Origin of the sequence: Lacibacter sp. H375 (assembly GCF_037892425.1) — a bacterium.
Taxonomy (GTDB): Bacteria; Bacteroidota; Bacteroidia; order Chitinophagales; family Chitinophagaceae; genus Lacibacter.
On the sequence record NZ_JBBKTT010000001.1, the window covers coordinates 3,987,911 to 4,003,768 of the forward strand.

General features: G+C 39.2%; 19 protein-coding genes. 8 read left to right on the forward strand and 11 right to left on the reverse strand.

Annotation, left to right across the window (positions count from 1 at the left end):
* Window positions 1-437 precede the first annotated feature (437 nt).
* Window positions 438-1,022, reverse strand: coding sequence for a YciE/YciF ferroxidase family protein (locus WG954_RS16955; RefSeq protein ID WP_340437944.1), 585 nt, complete (start codon window positions 1,020-1,022; stop codon window positions 438-440).
* A 105-nt stretch (window positions 1,023-1,127) separates the two neighbouring features.
* Window positions 1,128-1,592, reverse strand: coding sequence for a ferritin-like domain-containing protein (locus WG954_RS16960; protein ID WP_340437945.1), 465 nt, complete (start codon window positions 1,590-1,592; stop codon window positions 1,128-1,130).
* Window positions 1,593-2,307: 715 nt separating this feature from the next.
* On the opposite strand from WG954_RS16960, the gene WG954_RS16965 reads away from it, so the two are divergent.
* Genes WG954_RS16965 through WG954_RS16975 form a run of 4 tightly spaced genes read left to right on the forward strand, consistent with a single transcriptional unit; the run spans window position 2,308 to window position 5,144 of the window.
* Window positions 2,308-2,496, forward strand: a complete 189-nt coding sequence (locus WG954_RS16965; RefSeq protein ID WP_340437946.1) for a hypothetical protein — start codon at window positions 2,308-2,310, stop codon at window positions 2,494-2,496.
* A gap of 39 nt (window positions 2,497-2,535) precedes the next feature.
* A complete protein-coding gene (locus WG954_RS21665) occupies window positions 2,536-2,727 on the forward strand; it encodes a VOC family protein (protein WP_445298459.1) in 192 nt (63 codons plus the stop codon).
* On the forward strand, window positions 2,687-2,875 hold the full coding sequence (locus WG954_RS16970; RefSeq protein ID WP_340437947.1) for a hypothetical protein: 189 nt from the start codon (window positions 2,687-2,689) through the stop codon (window positions 2,873-2,875). Before WG954_RS21665 ends, WG954_RS16970 begins: the two co-directional genes overlap by 41 nt.
* Window positions 2,868-5,144: a glycosyltransferase family 4 protein gene (locus WG954_RS16975; RefSeq protein ID WP_340437948.1), complete on the forward strand. Its 2,277-nt coding sequence runs from the start codon at window positions 2,868-2,870 to the stop codon at window positions 5,142-5,144. Before WG954_RS16970 ends, WG954_RS16975 begins: the two co-directional genes overlap by 8 nt.
* A 10-nt stretch (window positions 5,145-5,154) precedes the next feature.
* Here the strand turns inward: WG954_RS16975 and WG954_RS16980 are convergent, their stop codons facing one another.
* On the reverse strand, window positions 5,155-6,627 hold the full coding sequence (locus tag WG954_RS16980; protein ID WP_340437950.1) for a glycoside hydrolase family 130 protein: 1,473 nt from the start codon (window positions 6,625-6,627) through the stop codon (window positions 5,155-5,157).
* A gap of 783 nt (window positions 6,628-7,410) precedes the next feature.
* Between WG954_RS16980 and WG954_RS16985 the strand changes: the two genes are divergently transcribed.
* The 3 genes from WG954_RS16985 (at window position 7,411) to WG954_RS16995 (ending at window position 9,919) form a co-directional block, all read left to right on the forward strand.
* Window positions 7,411-8,919: a PAS domain S-box protein gene (locus WG954_RS16985; protein ID WP_340437951.1), complete on the forward strand. Its 1,509-nt coding sequence runs from the start codon at window positions 7,411-7,413 to the stop codon at window positions 8,917-8,919.
* Between the two features lie 45 nt (window positions 8,920-8,964).
* Entirely contained in the window at window positions 8,965-9,381 is a 417-nt protein-coding gene (locus WG954_RS16990) for a response regulator (RefSeq protein ID WP_340437953.1), read from the forward strand.
* A gap of 364 nt (window positions 9,382-9,745) precedes the next feature.
* Window positions 9,746-9,919, forward strand: a complete 174-nt coding sequence (locus WG954_RS16995) for a DUF6496 domain-containing protein (protein ID WP_340437954.1) — start codon at window positions 9,746-9,748, stop codon at window positions 9,917-9,919.
* A gap of 443 nt (window positions 9,920-10,362) precedes the next feature.
* Here WG954_RS16995 and WG954_RS17000 read toward each other — a convergent pair whose 3' ends face one another.
* The 6 genes from WG954_RS17000 to WG954_RS17025 form a co-directional block, all read right to left on the reverse strand.
* Window positions 10,363-11,382, reverse strand: coding sequence for an AI-2E family transporter (locus WG954_RS17000; RefSeq protein WP_340437955.1), 1,020 nt, complete (start codon window positions 11,380-11,382; stop codon window positions 10,363-10,365).
* 67 nt (window positions 11,383-11,449) lie between these two features.
* Window positions 11,450-11,791 (reverse strand): hypothetical protein, encoded by a 342-nt coding sequence (locus WG954_RS17005; protein WP_340437956.1) that lies wholly within the window; start codon window positions 11,789-11,791, stop codon window positions 11,450-11,452.
* On the reverse strand, window positions 11,766-12,128 hold the full coding sequence (locus tag WG954_RS17010; RefSeq protein WP_340437957.1) for a hypothetical protein: 363 nt from the start codon (window positions 12,126-12,128) through the stop codon (window positions 11,766-11,768). Before WG954_RS17010 ends, WG954_RS17005 begins: the two co-directional genes overlap by 26 nt.
* A gap of 16 nt (window positions 12,129-12,144) precedes the next feature.
* Window positions 12,145-12,351 carry a YtxH domain-containing protein gene (locus tag WG954_RS17015; RefSeq protein WP_340437959.1) on the reverse strand — a complete coding sequence of 69 codons (207 nt, stop codon included), beginning with the start codon at window positions 12,349-12,351 and terminating at the stop codon, window positions 12,145-12,147.
* Between the two features lie 39 nt (window positions 12,352-12,390).
* On the reverse strand, window positions 12,391-12,678 hold the full coding sequence (locus WG954_RS21670) for a DUF1328 family protein (protein WP_445298460.1): 288 nt from the start codon (window positions 12,676-12,678) through the stop codon (window positions 12,391-12,393).
* Window positions 12,638-13,129, reverse strand: a complete 492-nt coding sequence (locus WG954_RS17025) for a hypothetical protein (RefSeq protein ID WP_340437961.1) — start codon at window positions 13,127-13,129, stop codon at window positions 12,638-12,640. Before WG954_RS17025 ends, WG954_RS21670 begins: the two co-directional genes overlap by 41 nt.
* A gap of 563 nt (window positions 13,130-13,692) precedes the next feature.
* Here WG954_RS17025 and WG954_RS17030 point away from each other — a divergent pair.
* Entirely contained in the window at window positions 13,693-14,283 is a 591-nt protein-coding gene (locus WG954_RS17030) for a DUF4142 domain-containing protein (RefSeq protein WP_340437962.1), read from the forward strand.
* Window positions 14,284-14,504: 221 nt separating this feature from the next.
* On the opposite strand, the gene WG954_RS17035 is transcribed toward WG954_RS17030, so the two are convergent.
* Complete coding sequence (locus tag WG954_RS17035; protein ID WP_340437963.1) at window positions 14,505-15,086, reverse strand: YciE/YciF ferroxidase family protein; 582 nt, start codon at window positions 15,084-15,086, stop codon at window positions 14,505-14,507.
* Between the two features lie 47 nt (window positions 15,087-15,133).
* Complete coding sequence (locus WG954_RS17040; RefSeq protein WP_340437964.1) at window positions 15,134-15,826, reverse strand: hypothetical protein; 693 nt, start codon at window positions 15,824-15,826, stop codon at window positions 15,134-15,136.
* Window positions 15,827-15,858 lie beyond the last annotated feature (32 nt).

Genomic DNA, 15,858 nt, shown 5'->3' on the forward strand with positions numbered 1-15,858 from the left:
CAAAGCTCTTCTTAGCTACCAATGTTGGAAGCTGTTGGTGAATTATACACGTTTTATACTACCGGCAAAACAAACATTACAACTCCCTGCCTAAAATTGATGTAAAAAACCTGCAGTGCTTTAAACTTATTTATTACAGCTGCTGCACTCTCATTGGTATAAAATTCTTTTTTAAGACCTAAGTCAGACATTATTGAACACTTTCCGGAAGGGTTTAGGGAAAAGGAAACCTATCGTTTTAAAATGAATATGTAATTGAAGAAACATTTGAGTTAGCGACCCGGGAAAAGAATTTCAGACCTACTCAAAAAGTAAAACCTAGAGAACGTAGGTGACAGGTTGACGCCATTGTTTGTTGTACACCACATCAATAAAACATACCAGCCCGGGCACACTTTGTGAAACCCGGGCCGGTATAAATAGCTTATTGCGTTTACTTAACTTTCTTTTTCTGCAGGTTCTTGCTCCGCTTCCCAATTGATATTATTTTCTGCTATCCCGGAGAGCAAACTGTCGGCTTCTTTTTCTTCTTCCAGCGTAGTATTTAAAATTTCGGCAATATCTGTTTTACCCATTGTTTGAGCAAGACTTGCCAAAGTTCCATATGCGGAGATCTCATAATGTTCTACTTTCTGCGAAGCCATGATAATGCCTGCATCACGTGTCATTGTTCCTGCATCCGTTTCTTCCAGTATAGATGTTCCTTCTTTTAATAAACCTTCCATTCCATCACATTTTTTTGCCTGCGCCTTCTTGCCCATCAGTTCAAACACCTGTTCTAAACGTGCAACATGTTCCTCGGTTTGTGTTTTGTGCTCATCAATAGCATCTTTTAATTCCTGCGTAGTTGCTGCCTTACTCATTTTAGGTAATTCCTTTACGAGATGTTTCTCAGCCCAATAAAGATCTTTCAGTGCATCACCAAAAAGTTTTTCGAGTTGAGAATTTATTACAGCCACTTCAAGTGAATTGGAATTTTTACGCCTGGCTGAAGATGTCTTCCTGGTTTTTGTTGCTGGCATAGTTTTGTGTTTTAATGTTTTTAATAGATAAATGTATTGGTTGATGTCAAAGGATATGCCAGCTGTTTAACAGGTGAATGTTTGACCAGAACGCAGCCTGATTTGCTAACTCTCTTCACTTTCAATATCACGCAAATGTTTGATCCTGTCATGAGAATCTTTAATGGTGCGCATTTGTGTTTGGAGCATAAAACGAATATCAGCATCCAATTCACTATCCTCTTCCAACACTGTGCTGTATGCTCTTAGTGCAGCATCTTCCCCAAACTCACAAGATGACAAAACAGATTTTCGATCATCAGTGCTCAAGGTATTTTTCACATCCATCCATGCACGATAGAGCTTGCCTCGTACTGTTGTACTTTCGTCGGGTTCATCGAGGTAAGGCTGGAGTTCGCTGATAAATTGTTGGCTTTGTGCAGCCATATCTTTAAAAAGGGTGCGGAGATCTTCGTCTTCCTCTTCAAGAAAACCTGCTGCTTTTTCGTAACCGGCAATACGATCGTTATTAATTTCAACAAGGTCGGCAATTGCTTCCCGATTTTCTTTTGTTGTGTTTGCGTGTTGCATCTTAATTATTGTTTTAAATGAATAGATGATTCGTGTGAGGCATGGGTTCTACATTATATTTCCCGAAGAGGATCGTGAACTTCTTCAATCACAAGATTCGATGGTTCGCTGAGCCTTTAATAATGTATGTTGTATTGAAATGGAAAAAACCGTACCAGCTTTGCGGTTTATTTCCGGCGGCTCTGTTCAGGTATTCGCAAACCGGAAAAATGCTGTAATTACAAAAGACATTTTCATCATGAAAGAATAGGAAACAACTTTACTGCTCCACTTATGGCACAGTTTTTTCAGCACAATAAGTATTATGTTTCTGGAAGGGGGTGGCCTGCAAATCAGGTCTGAGAATACACCCCGAAATACCTGATCTGGATAATACCAGCGTAGGAAAAAAAAGAAACAACAGGGACTCTGGTTAACGCCAGAGTCTTTTTTCTGCAGCTAATAAAACATTCAGTTGCCCAATTATCAATCATAAGGGGGCAAAAACTCCCCAATAGCACCGAAATAGAATTCCTGCAAAAGAAAAGGCAACATCGAAACCTTATTGATTTATTGAAGGTAACAGCCTTGCAATGCAGCAAAGTGAAGCATTTTCTAAAATGTGTTGGTGTCAAATTTGTTTACTGTCACTAAATAAAGCTTACCGGATAGAGATAAAATATCTCTGGGGGTTAAGTAGTGAATCTTTCTTTTATAAAATCTAAAAACAGAAATTATGAAAAAGAACACAATCAGTTCTGTGTCAGGTGTAAAAGCACAAAAAGACAGGCACATGCGACCAGAGAATAAAGACAATCTTGATAGCAGACAAAATGAAGAACAGGATTTTAAAGGCGATGATATAACGAATAATAAAAAGGAAGTAAAGAGTCAAAAATCATTTCAAACCAAACCAAGGAAATGATTGAAGAGTGATTGCGTTGAACAAGATAATTAAAAACAAATGCAACAGCACCTGGTCAATAGTAGCTACATAGTGAATGATGTAGAAGCCTCCATTATATTCTACACAACATGTCTCGGTTTTAAGCTGAGTATTACCGCTGCCCCTGCATTTGCTGTTGTTACATCGGAAAACATGCGCCTGTTGTTAAATGCGAAAACAAGTTCTGCCGGCAGGTCTTGGTTTCCGTAATAAAATAGTAACAGTTCCTGGAGGATCGCAAATACTGCTGATTGCCCCTTCAGGCAATTTCATTGAATTGTTTCGACCAACTATGAATACTGAAATGTTAACCACGAATGATAACAAGAGCGAAAAAACACTAGTGAAAAATGAATAGAAAGTTTGCTTACATCGGAACCTATCCTCCAAGGCAATGCGGCATCGGCACATTTACCCGGAACAAGCTTTTGGCTATGACGGGTAATAAAAATGCTGAGGAAAGGCATGAGGGAGTTGTTATTGCTTTGGATGAAGATGGTCAGCAATACGATTATCCAACGGAGGTGGGATTTGTTATAAGGCAGAATGAACAGGACGATTATATGGAGGCTGCAACGTTCATCAATAACTGCGGTGCGGATATTTGTATTCTTGAACACGAGTATGGCATATTTGGCGGTGAAGACGGCGTGTATATTATTTCATTACTTCAGCGATTGAGAATTCCTTTTATCGCTGTTCTCCATACCATAGTGCGTGAACCATCTTACCAGCAAAAAAAAATATTGCAGCAGATAACGGCACTTTCGGCAAAGGTTGTGGTGATGACGCAAAAAGCTGTTGAACTGTTAACTGCTAATTACCCGGTCCGCAAAGAACAAGTGGTTATCATCGAACATGGAGTTCCTGATATGCAATTCAATCAGGCGGGTTGCAAAGAAGAGTTAGGACTTGCCGGTAAAAAACTGATGTTGACATTTGGTTTGATCAGCCGCAATAAAGGAATTGAAACAGTAATCAAAGCATTGCCACCTGTTGTTGCCAAACATCCCGATCTTGTTTACGTGGTGTTAGGCAAGACACATCCTGCAGTTGCACGGCATAGCGGTGAAGAATACCGAAATGAACTTACTGCACTTGCCCAACAGTTGCAACTTGACGAACACATTCAGTTTCTTGATGAATTTGTTGATGAAGAAAAACTCGTGAAATTTCTTTGCGCAACGGATATCTACAGTACGCCTTATCTTAACGAAGCACAGATTACAAGTGGCACGTTGGCTTATGCTGTAGGATCTGGATCAGTTGTGCTTTCAACAGCCTATTGGCATGCAGCAGAACTTGCTACAAAAGGAGTCGTACGTTTATTCGATTTCGGCGATGCGGAAGAATTATCAGCCATGTTGCTCGATTTGCTGGATCATCCTGAAAAAATGCACAGCCTTCAGGAAAAGGCAAAAAGCTACGGACGACAAACCGTTTGGTCTGCTATCGGAAAAAAATATATTCAGTTGACCGATAAGATCATTCAAGAGCTTGTTCCCGGTTTAGCAAAAAGAGCGGCAATGGATAGTCCTTTGCTGCCCATCTTTTCATTAGATCATGTTAAGCGGCTTACAGATCATCTCGGTATTATTCAACATGCTAAATACACTGTGCCCAATTGGAAAGAAGGCTATTGTTTAGATGATAATGCAAGAGCACTACTAATGACAGTAATGGCAGGAAAAGAAAAACCTTCTTCCGACCTGGCAATGTTAACGCATGTGTACCTGGGGTATATTCATTACATGCAAAAAGATACCGGTGACTTTTATAATTTTCTAGGATTTGATCGACAGCTGAAAAATACTGTGTGTTCAGAAGATGCATTTGGACGAGCTATTTGGGCATTGGGCTATTTGCTTGGTAATCCATCCAGAGAAACCTACGATGATTTGGCAAAAGAAATATTCTTCCGTGCTATTCCTCATTTCAACGAAATACGCTCGCCAAGAGCTATGGCCAATATCATGATTGGCATAAGTTATTACCTGCGCCATAGTCCTGCTGATCAGCATATGCGGAACTTATTGCGTAGTTATGCGTCGCAGCTTGCAAATCTTTACGAAGCACACAGCAGTCCTGGTTGGAAATGGTTTGAACCTTACGTTACATATGATAACGGTCTGTTGCCACTATCGATGCTGCATGCCGCTGTTGTATTTAAAGATGAACGTTTCAAAGAAATTGCGTTGGAAAGCACGGGCTTTCTCGCAGACATTACTCTCGACAAAGGTTATTTTTCGCCAGTTGGAAATACACAATGGTATGTAAAAGACGGAAAGCGCTCTGCATACGGGCAACAACCGGTTGATGCGATGGCGATGGTACTTCTCTTTCGTAAAGCGTTTCAAGTAACGGGGCAGGAGAAATATCTGCAACAGATGATGACAAGTTTTCGATGGTTCCTCGGGCGAAACGAACTTTTAACCAGTTTATATGATCCTGAATCAAAAGGTTGCTCTGATGGTCTTGAAAAACATGGCATCAACCGCAACCAGGGAGCTGAAAGTACACTGGCATATCTTATCTCTCGTCTTGCAGTTTCACGGGTGGTAGAAAAAAAGCAACCAATCGAAAAAGAGAAAACGATGAATGGAACAGGAACAAAATCCAGGGCATAACATGCGTTGATCAGGCAAGCTTTGTTTTTTTTAACGATGCCAACAAATCAGTGAGATCAATTGTGGCATAGGTAGAGGAGTAGTCAGACATTGCATAGGGAATAATAAGGCTATCGTTATGTATGATCGAACCACAGGAGTATACCACATTGGGCACATAACCTTCACGTTCCCGTTCATTCGGAGTAATCAATGGAACAGGCAAACGTCCAATCACTATCTCAGGATGTTCAAGATCCAGCAAAGAAATGCCAATGGAATATTCACGCACCGGACCAACGCCATGAGTTAGCACCAACCATCCATCCGGTGTTTCAATGGGTGAACCACAGTTACCCATTTGCACCAATTCCCAGGGATACTTCGGACCTTGTAACGGAGCTGACTTTCGCCACACGTTGATGTTATCAGAAAAAGAAATTGAATTATTAACTCCATCATTACGGCACAACATCACATACTTTCCATTTATTTTTCTTGGAAAAAGTGCCATCCCCTTGTTCTGTGCTATTTCACCATGAATCGGCATTACTTTAAAATGATAAAAATCTTTTGTAGTGATCAGCTTCGGAAGTACAGTGAACCCATCATATGCAGTATAAGTGGCATAATAAGTAATATCTCCATCATCATCTGTAAACTTCACAAACCTTGCATCTTCAATGCCTTTCATTTCAGCATTTGCAATAGGGAAGATCACCCTTTCAGAAATAGAAGTATCTACAGAAAAATCGATTTCATAATGAGAGGAAGCAAGCCACATTACTTCACCAAGCAACACAAGATCAGCGGTATTATTAAGTTCTACTTTCGCTTTTTCTACATACTCTTTTAATTCCTCGTAAATAAAAGTATCCGGAAGAGATTCTTTCATAATGCTATAAACAGCACTTCCACCATCCTGCATCTCTTTTAGCTTTTGAAGAAAGCTGTCTTTGTGGTAAGTGTGATTACGTATATGCTCAGGCGATTCAAGCATTCTTCCAGGTGGTTCAATAAGTATATCGTTTTTCTGATCTAATACACCTGAGCGGAAAACAACCGAAGAGATATGACCTTCTCCGGTTGCCCTGAAACTGATGATCACTCTTTTCTCACCGGGAGCCAATGCAGATTGATCTGGATCTTCCATAATTGACGGATTGAAAAAAGCTGCTGCTTCAATTGAATATTCTAATGTAAAATATGAACCGATCAATCCTTTCTGAGTTGTACTAAGCGAGGCTATATCAATACCTATCTCCGGTAACAAACGACTTACTCTTGCAAAATTCTTTTCAAATACACGGGAGATGCTCCTGTGACGTTTTGAAAAATCTCTTAATACCTGCACAAGCGTTTCCCGCTGTTCCCTTTCACTAAGCGCAAGCACACCCTGAATCAATGCTTTACCCCTTTGGTCACTATGATAGTGAAAACGGGCAATTACCCTGCTGGGATCAGGCTGAAAGAAGATATTCTTACGGATTGCGTTGATAAACATAAAGCAACATTATGCAAAATTTATTCCACGCTGCATTTCTTTAGGGGAAGGCGTGGGAAAAGCCTGCCGATTCGCTGACAATACCAGCAAAACACCGGAACTCAGAAAAAGGCAATATTATCCTCGTTATGTGGAATAAAAGATGAATAGAAGAATATGCTGCTTGCACAATAAAAGTTATTTACAATGCTTGCAAATTATTTTCAGTTCAGTTAAGTATTCACTTTTAGCATTTCAAAACTGAAATAAAATTGCTCTTCTCGTTTAATCGATCAGCCTTCACGCATCATTCATCTGTGCTATAAAATTTTATATCGCAATTAAACAACAATCAATAACATACAACTAAAAAATAAAAAAGCACCAATCAGCAATAGCTTTTGTCATTCATATATGGCACAGTTTTTTCTAATTAGTAAGTAAGAAGTTTCTCGAAGGGGGTGGCCTGCAAATCAGGTCTGAGAACACACTCCAATTACCTGATCTGGATAATGCCAGCGTAGGAAAAAAAGAAACAACGGAGACTCTGGTTAACACCAGAGTCTTTTTTTAACCTGCGCTAACGAACTGCTTCCTAAGTTATTGAGGATTGTGGCAGTATAATTGTTTAATTCTAATGAATATGAAGCTGTTATTCTTTATTAAAAGAATCGGCTGCTTGGTAACTGTGGAGTTTTTTCCTCGATCTGCGAATGAAAAATTTAGACTGCATAATCTGTTGCTCAAATGTGAGTGGCTGTTTGTATTTGTAAATGATATTGATTCATAAAACAGGTTATGTACATGAAAAAGGATGTAAATGGTAGCAGGGCTTTTGGCTCAAAGCAAAAACTAAAGGATACAGGAGATTATGCAAAGGCGATCATTGAAACAATGCACGAATCGTTGTTGATGCTAACTGGCGACTTATTTATAAGGCATGCCAATAAAGGTTTTTATAAAACGTTTTGTGTAACGCCTGAAGAAACAGAGGGATGTTATTTATATGACATAGCAAATGCTGAATGGAATATTCCTGAACTAAAAGAACAAATGAGCTTATTGCAAAGCAGGGATATCCCCTTTACACATCTTGAAGTAACACGTGACTTTCCGATGGTAGGCAGAAGAACTGTTTGGTTAAATGCAAACAAGTTTCCAATGAAGGAAGGCAAAGGGAGCATGATCCTCTTAGCGATACAGGATATAACAGAACAAAAAATGCTTGAAGAGCGTTTGAAGGGAAATGAAGAACGGCTTTACTTATTGCTGAGAAATGCTTCAGATATAATCACTGTGTTTGATGAACATGGCACAATAAAATATGAAAGCCCGGCTATTGAACCTGTACTGGGCTACAAACCCGAAGAACGTGTTGGTAAAAATATTCACACCGACGCAATTGTACACGCTGATGATCGTTCTATAAAAATTGAACTCTTGCAGAAAGCTATTGAATCGCCCACAGAAAATATTTCAGGTGAGTTTCGTATCAGGCATAAAGACGGGAGTTACCACATCATTGAAGCGATATTCAATAACATGCTGGAAAATAAAAAGATTAATGGTATCATTGCTACTTACAGGGATGTTACCGAACGTAAATCATTAGAACAACATAAAGACGAATTCATCGGTATTGCAAGTCATGAACTAAAAACTCCTGTCACGAGCTTAAAAGCATACTTGCAAATACTTGAAGAAAATATTTTAAAGGCAAATGGTTCACAGTCGGTCGATATTCTTTTTAAAATGAATAAGCAGGTTGACAGGCTTGCAATTTTAATTAAAGACCTGCTTGATTTCACCCGTATCGAAGGGGGCAAACTTAAGTTCAGGGAAGATATGTACGAATTGAACGAGCTTGTACTTGAAATTGTTGATGAAGTTCAGTTAACTACAAAACAACACAAGATACAAGTCCATTTATCACGCCCGGTGCTTATAGAAGGTGATCGTTACCGAACAGGGCAGGTACTTACAAATTTGTTGAACAACGCAATAAAGTATTCACCACAGGGAGATAGCGTTGTAGTTCGTACTAAAGTTGATAAGCAGTCAATAACCATCTCCGTACAAGACTTTGGCATTGGTATTGAGCATGGATTTCTAACGAAAGTATTCGACCGTTTTTTTCGTGTGAATGAAACACAGTACCATCATTTCCCCGGACTTGGTTTAGGACTGTATATAGCTGCTGAGTTTGTTAAAAGGCAGGGTGGACAAATTTGGGTTACCAGTGAGCCAAGGAAAGGGTCCGTTTTTTATTTCCTCCTTCCGATCTTATTATCTAAAGAGCCGGGGAATAAGTAAATAGGCAAGTGTTTATTGTTAGTGAATTTGATAAATTAAACGTGTATGCAACAACGAATTCTAATCGCAGATGATGATGAAGGTATCAGAGATATTTTCAAATTGATTCTGGAAGCAGCAGGATACTGCGTTGATTTTCGATCAAGTGGTGAAGATATTATCAATAATAAATTCATTGTACCCGACCTTTTTTTACTGGATAAGCAATTAGGCGATTACAGTGGCCTCGATTTGTGTGCTTACCTTAAAAAACGTGAAGACACCAGGGATATACCTGTGATCATGATCTCTGCATCGCCTGATATTGCTAAGCTGTCGATAGAAGCAGGCGCTGATGCATATATTGAAAAACCATTTGAGATCGATTACCTGCGAAACCTTATTCAATTCTATATAGAAAGACCATCTGTTTCTTCAACAGGGGAAACATCTGATGATGTTGTTTCGCAACCCACCAGCTGATTGATCTTTACCACCAACTTCCTCTGCAAATAGATAATAAGAATGCCGGGTTACCCCGGCATTTGAATGCGTACTACACACAAACAACAGACCCCGTTAAACACTGTCCTTACTGCTTCCCGGTTACTGCTGCCCTGATGAGTAGTCTATCGTTAAGCACCCACGCTTTTTCCCAACGCTAACGTTGGTAAAAGTGTTACATACATGAAAACAAACTATGGGCCATCTCGCCGTCGGGCGCCATGAAATCGATATTTTTTTTAACCAATACTCACCGGAAATAACAACAAGCCTGGTTTGAAAATGGCATCGTGCTTGTTCTTTTTTTAAAGAAAATAATTACGAACAATTAAAAAAACTGACGATGGCTAAGTATTCAAAAAAAGCCAGGCAGGAAGTAGCCAAAGCCATGCACGAAAAAAAGGCGGGGATACTAAAGTCAGGTAGCGGAAAAAAAGTTACCGACAATGACCAGGCAATTGCAATTGGCTTATCAAAAGCAAGAAAAGCTGGTGCAAAAGTGCCTCGTGAACAATAGAAAAATATGATCCATTCATTAAAAAAATTAAAAGTAATTTTTTCTCCCAACATGCAATAAATAAACTGTTGATTCAGCTCAACATAAATACAACAGTGGTTGGGAAACAAATTCCCCAATGAAAATGGCAATCTAACTGTTAAAAAACGGGTTGGCTATTTTGCCGAATGCCAATGGTTTCTTCATCATGCATGGCATATTGTTTGTTCCTGTAGATAAAAATAAAACTAAGCACCGGGTGTTCAGTATTATTCTTGACAACAAGTTATAATATCAAGGGTATCCGGGTCTAGATAGCAAAGCCTGTTTTTTCAACAGGCTTTTTGCATTCAATATAAAAGCCCCTGTAAAAACAGGGGCTTTTATTAAGACCAAAACTTACAAGTTCTCAACTATCACTTCTCAACAATCAATAGATGTAAATCATAATCAATAGATGTAATTCAACCTTTTCCATTTGTTACAACAAATTCACTTTTATATATCCTCGTGAGGATAATGATGTAACTGATCAGCAACGGCCCGAAAATAATACCTATAAAACCAAATAAACCTAATCCAACAATAATGCCTAACACGGTAATAACAGGATGAATGTCGCCGATGCGACGCATAATAGTGATTCGTGCAACGTAATCGATATTGCCGGTAACAATTGCACTATAAATCAGTAAGCCCCAGGCGTGCCCGTTTTCACCAATGCTGTATAAATAAACAACCAACGGCACCCAAATAACCAACGTTCCTATAATTGGGAAAAAAGCAAACACACCAGTAAGAAATCCAAACAAAGCGTACTCTTCAATGCCAAACAAATAGTAACCCAGCGTTGCGGCAGCACCTTGTATTGCTGAAATAATGGGAATACCCAATGCATTTGCTGTAACCATTTTCCTTGTCTCTGCAGCCAGTAAACTTGTATTGTCATCCTGCAAAGGAATAAACCGGTATAGCTGCTTTTCCATTTCACTACCATTGTAAAACATATAGTAGAGTAGAAACAACATGATCGCTAAATTCGAGATCAACGTTACCGAGCTGTTTAACAGAACAGGAATTGCTCCCACAATTTTTTCAGAATATTCGGCAGTTGAGAAATCATGCAACCAGTTAATACCAGTTGAAGCTTTTAATTGTTGGGTGATGGCAGTTATTTTCTTGATCCATACACCAGGATCCTCCATAAGTTTTTGCAACTTGGGACTCACCAGTTTAATCATGAGCATTACGGGTATGCCTAAAAGCACCAGGTAAGCAATTACAAAAATGAATGCGGTAAATCCTTTGCGCCATTTTTTTTGATACACGTAATAAAAATAACTACGGCGGCTTAAGATATAAAGTGTTAGCGCTCCCAATAGACCGGGAAGAAAAATGCGCATTTGAATTACCGAAATAACAACAAGGAAAAGGATCAGCAATAATAAAAGCAGGCGTGTTATCCGTTCATGAAATGGCATCATTGAGAAAGAGATTTATCTTGGCCATATTACAGTGTTATATTAACAATCAATCGATACAATAAAACATTTATTTTTTCGCCCGCAATGCTTTCTTCTGGATTATATTAGAAGTAATATTTTTTATAACGAATGGCACAAGCATTCTCGTTATCCAACCAGACTTTCTCAAAATCCATTTATTTACAACCAGGTCTACAGCCAGGTTAACGCCAGTATTTAATAGGGTATTATTGGTTTTAGCCCGGGTTAAAGCATTTTCGGCAAGCCGCATACCTATCACGGCAGGTTGTAACGACATTTTTAAATGTTGCCACCTATCAATGATGCGTTCCCGGTGAAACTTCAGATTTTCTTCTAACTGTTGTTCTTCCAACAGGAGTTTATCATATGCTTTCATCTTTTTTTTCATTCATGCGGGTGGTTAAAAGATTTCTCAAATAGGGAAGTATTTTCCTCTTTTTAAGAAGCACCAGAAATATAAAAATTGTAAGATAAAAGCAACCGACCCATAAAAATCCTTCGCTGGTATTTTGCACATATGTACCAATCCAAAAGGCAGCCGCAATACTTAAAAAAAGTAAACTGATAAGACCGGTGATCATCACTGAAAGATCAGCAATGAGTCCCGCAATGATCGTTGCTACTTTTCGGCTGACTTTAAGCGTTATCAGCTGATACATCGTTTTTACATAATCACCGGCTTCTTCTAAAAGGTCGGTTGCCTGCGTTCGCACATTAGTATACATACACGATAAAATTGAACTATACTGTTATTTCGCTTACTCTGCTTTGAGCTTCGTCTTTCGCTTTGCTCAACATTTCCTTGCCTTTTTCAAGGAGGCTACCTGCAACATCTTTGATTTGCCTGCTTACTTCGTTGCCTTTTTCGGTGCGCAGGAGGTAACTAATGATTACCCCGGCTGACACAGCTACTGCCACACCCACTAAAATTCTTGAACTTTTTGTCATGCTAATAAGATTAATGATGAAGAGAAAATAAATAGTTCCCTAACCTCTCGTTTTTGTTGTTCGGCCAAAAAGCAGAGAAAGTAAAAACAGAACTATAAAAATGTAAAAGATAATTTTTGCGATTGATGCAGCACCGGCAGCAATGCCTGTAAATCCGAATATGGCTGCAACTATTGCGATCACGATAAATATGATTGTCCAGCGTAACATAGAACTAAATTTTAGTGTGAAGAATACTGACTGTCTGATCAAGTATATTGGAAAATCATGCCATGATCTTTCATCTTCAATTCCGTATGCCAGCATGTTGATGTTCTGCAACAGCATTCAGTGCAATAAGTTTACTGTATTTCACCAGTTCAATATTTTTATCGAGCTTATTTAACTGTGTTAAAATAAGATCATGTACTTCTCCGCTGCAAACAGGCTGTTCATCGAGCAGTTGGTGATAAACCATACAAGCCGATTTTTCGTTCTCTTCGCAAAAAACCACCAATTCATATTCATTGCATCCTGGTTTTATTTTGGGAATGCCGCTCCACTGATGATAGATTTCTCCAACTACTTCAATTCGGCCGGCAGGGTCGGGGAGTCCCGAATGCAAACAGGTTCTTAACTCCAGCATAAACAACTGCGATTGCTGGCAAAGATCATTTACAAGCGCAAATAACCGCTGATCAGTTAACCATTTCTTTATCTGTGCGTACGCTGCTAATCGTTCATGATGAATGTGGATGAGATCATGAAGAGTGCTTTCTTTCTCCAATTGTGTTTCCATATACTGCTTTTTAAGATGTTGCCCGTAATTGCTTTCGAAATGCCACGGGTCTCAAGCAAACCCTTCTTCAATTTTATTCAAGTGGCTCAAAAAGTGTGTTATTTGTTTTCCTAAGAATTCCTGAGTAACAGAAATATTATTGTCAGTTATATACGCATAATTCGCATGGGATACAGAACATTTTGTAAAGATCAATGGCAAAATACATAATCAACAAAGTGGCGGTTTGATTGGGGAATTTGTTCCCCTTTCAATTTCAACCTCCACAATCACAAACTAATGAAGATTAAAAAAAGGAGTTCCGGCAAAACCGAAACTCCTGAAGTGTCAAAATTTGCCGAAGCCTTTTGAGGGGCATTGGTAAGCTGAACGTTATTACTCAGAATAAATCGAAAGATCTTTTCTGAGTTTCTAAAACTCAGTTTGAAACTTCAATGATAATGCTGAAAAAACTGTGCCATATACTTTAAAACAACAAACAAAAATGCCTGAAATAAAAACTAAGTGGCATGAAATTTCCATCGTCATTTTAAATCATGTGAGTAACACTAAAAAAAGATTGTATGAAACAAAAAATAATCGCATTGCTCCTGGGTTTTGCCATACTTATGTCCTGCAATATGGACGAGAATAAAGACAACGATGACAGCGTTGAAAAGGCAGATGCAGCAAATGAACAGTTGCACGACACATCCTTAACTGCAACCAGCCAGGTTGTTGATGAAAAAAGTACTGACTTTCTTGTGCGTGCTGCAAATTCATCAATGACCGAACTTGAGATGACCCGCATTGCCACACAGCAGGCATCGATGCATCAAGTAAAAGATTTTGCAACCCAATTGGGTAAGGAGCACAGCAATCTGAACGCCGAGATCAAGTCCCTGGCCGGCAAAAAGAATATCACCTTACCAACTGCAATTTCAACAGAAGCACAAAAAGATGTTGATGACCTTGCAAAAAAAGAAGACAAAAAAAATTTCGACAAATCATTTGTGAATGAAATGATCGATCGCCAGAAAGAATGTATTCGTTTGTATGAAGAGGCATCAAAAGATGCAACAGATATTGATGTAAAAACTTTTGCAAATAACTCATTGGTAAAGTTGCGTGTACGATTAGATTCAGCGCAGGCATTTAAGAAAAGACATTGGTAAAAGATAGCGGTAGACTTCTGTATCCTACATTTTTCTCATTCATCGTTTTAAAAGCAAATAACTCCAAAGGTTTAGATTATTTGTAACGCCACGACCGTAGAAATAATAATCATAAACATCCTGACTGGCCGTACCCTTACATCAGAAGAAAGCCAGGTATTTACCTGGCTTTTGTATTTGACTTAAAACTGTATTAAATGCACTTTTAAAAACGATCAAGGTCAAGCAACTGCCATTTCCTTTTTTTGTTGCCATGAGTAGGGTTGTTCCTGCTCGGCTTTTACATTTATAAAAGATTCGGCAATCATCGTTAATTCCTGATCCGTTTCTTCTTCTTCCTGCAGTGTTTTTTCAAGAACGTCTGCAGCACGATCCAGATCCATTGTAAGTGCTAACTGAACAAGGCTTCCATATGTTGCGATCTCATAGTGTTCTATTTTCTGCGCTGCAACTATCAAGGCAGCATCTCTCGTGGCAGTTCCTTCTTTTGTTTCACTAATTATTGAACGTGCTTCGTTAATGAGCCCATCAATAGCTTCACACTTTTTAGTGCCTGCTGTTGCGCCGATAATCTTGAACACTCTCTCCAGACGTTTCATATGCCGTTCAGTCTGTTTCAGATGATGCTCAAATGCATCTTCCAATTCTTCGGTTGTTGTCGCTTTCTGCATTTCCCCCAAAGCCTTTACCAATTGTTGTTCGGCATAATACATATCCTTTAACTGATTGATAAAAAACTTCTCGAGGTAGGGCGTACCAGACGCCTCTTCTGTTGCAGCAGCGTTCTTTGTTGTTGTTGACATTCTTAAAAGAATTTAGACTTGAAATGATAAGTGAAATGAACGTACTACTACCAATTTCCTTGGTCGTTACGCCTGTTTGAAGAGCCGTAACCACTTCTGCCCGTGTTTTGTGAACGGTTACTGCGGCGTTCATTTTGTCCTGAACTACCATAGTCACTCATGTTGCCCCAACCACCAGACTGTGAAGAATATCCATGTGAACTCCTGCCTCTGTCAGAATACTGATTGCCCCGATCTTGACGGAAACCACCTGATCCCTGTTGGTAAGGATCGTTGCTTACACCACGATAAGATCTGCCTTGTGAAGAACCGGAACCGGAACGGTTGCCATAACTTGGGCGTTGAGGTTGACCAGAATTGCCTGTACGATAATAACCACTTTCATCGCCTCCACGGTTTCGGCTTCCATAGTAGCCACCTTCGTTTTCTCCACGACCTTCACGACTTCTGCGGAATGATTGTTCATCTACATCTTCATCATCATTGTATTCGTTGTAACCGGTATCCTGGTAAGAGCGGCTGTCTTCAAAACGACCTCTGTTTCCATAACTACCAGTGTTCATAAAACGATCATCCATGTCATCATCATAGTAGGCATCATTGGTACTTTCAAATTCATCGTCATAATTGTCTTCTTGTCTGCCATAGCCCTGCCTGTTTGGACGATTGCTGTTGCTGCTTCGTTCTTCATTTCCATAAGAAGAACCGAATCCCCTGCGTGAATAATTTCTGTTTGTCATACTGTTTGTTTTAAAAGATGATAAAATCAGAT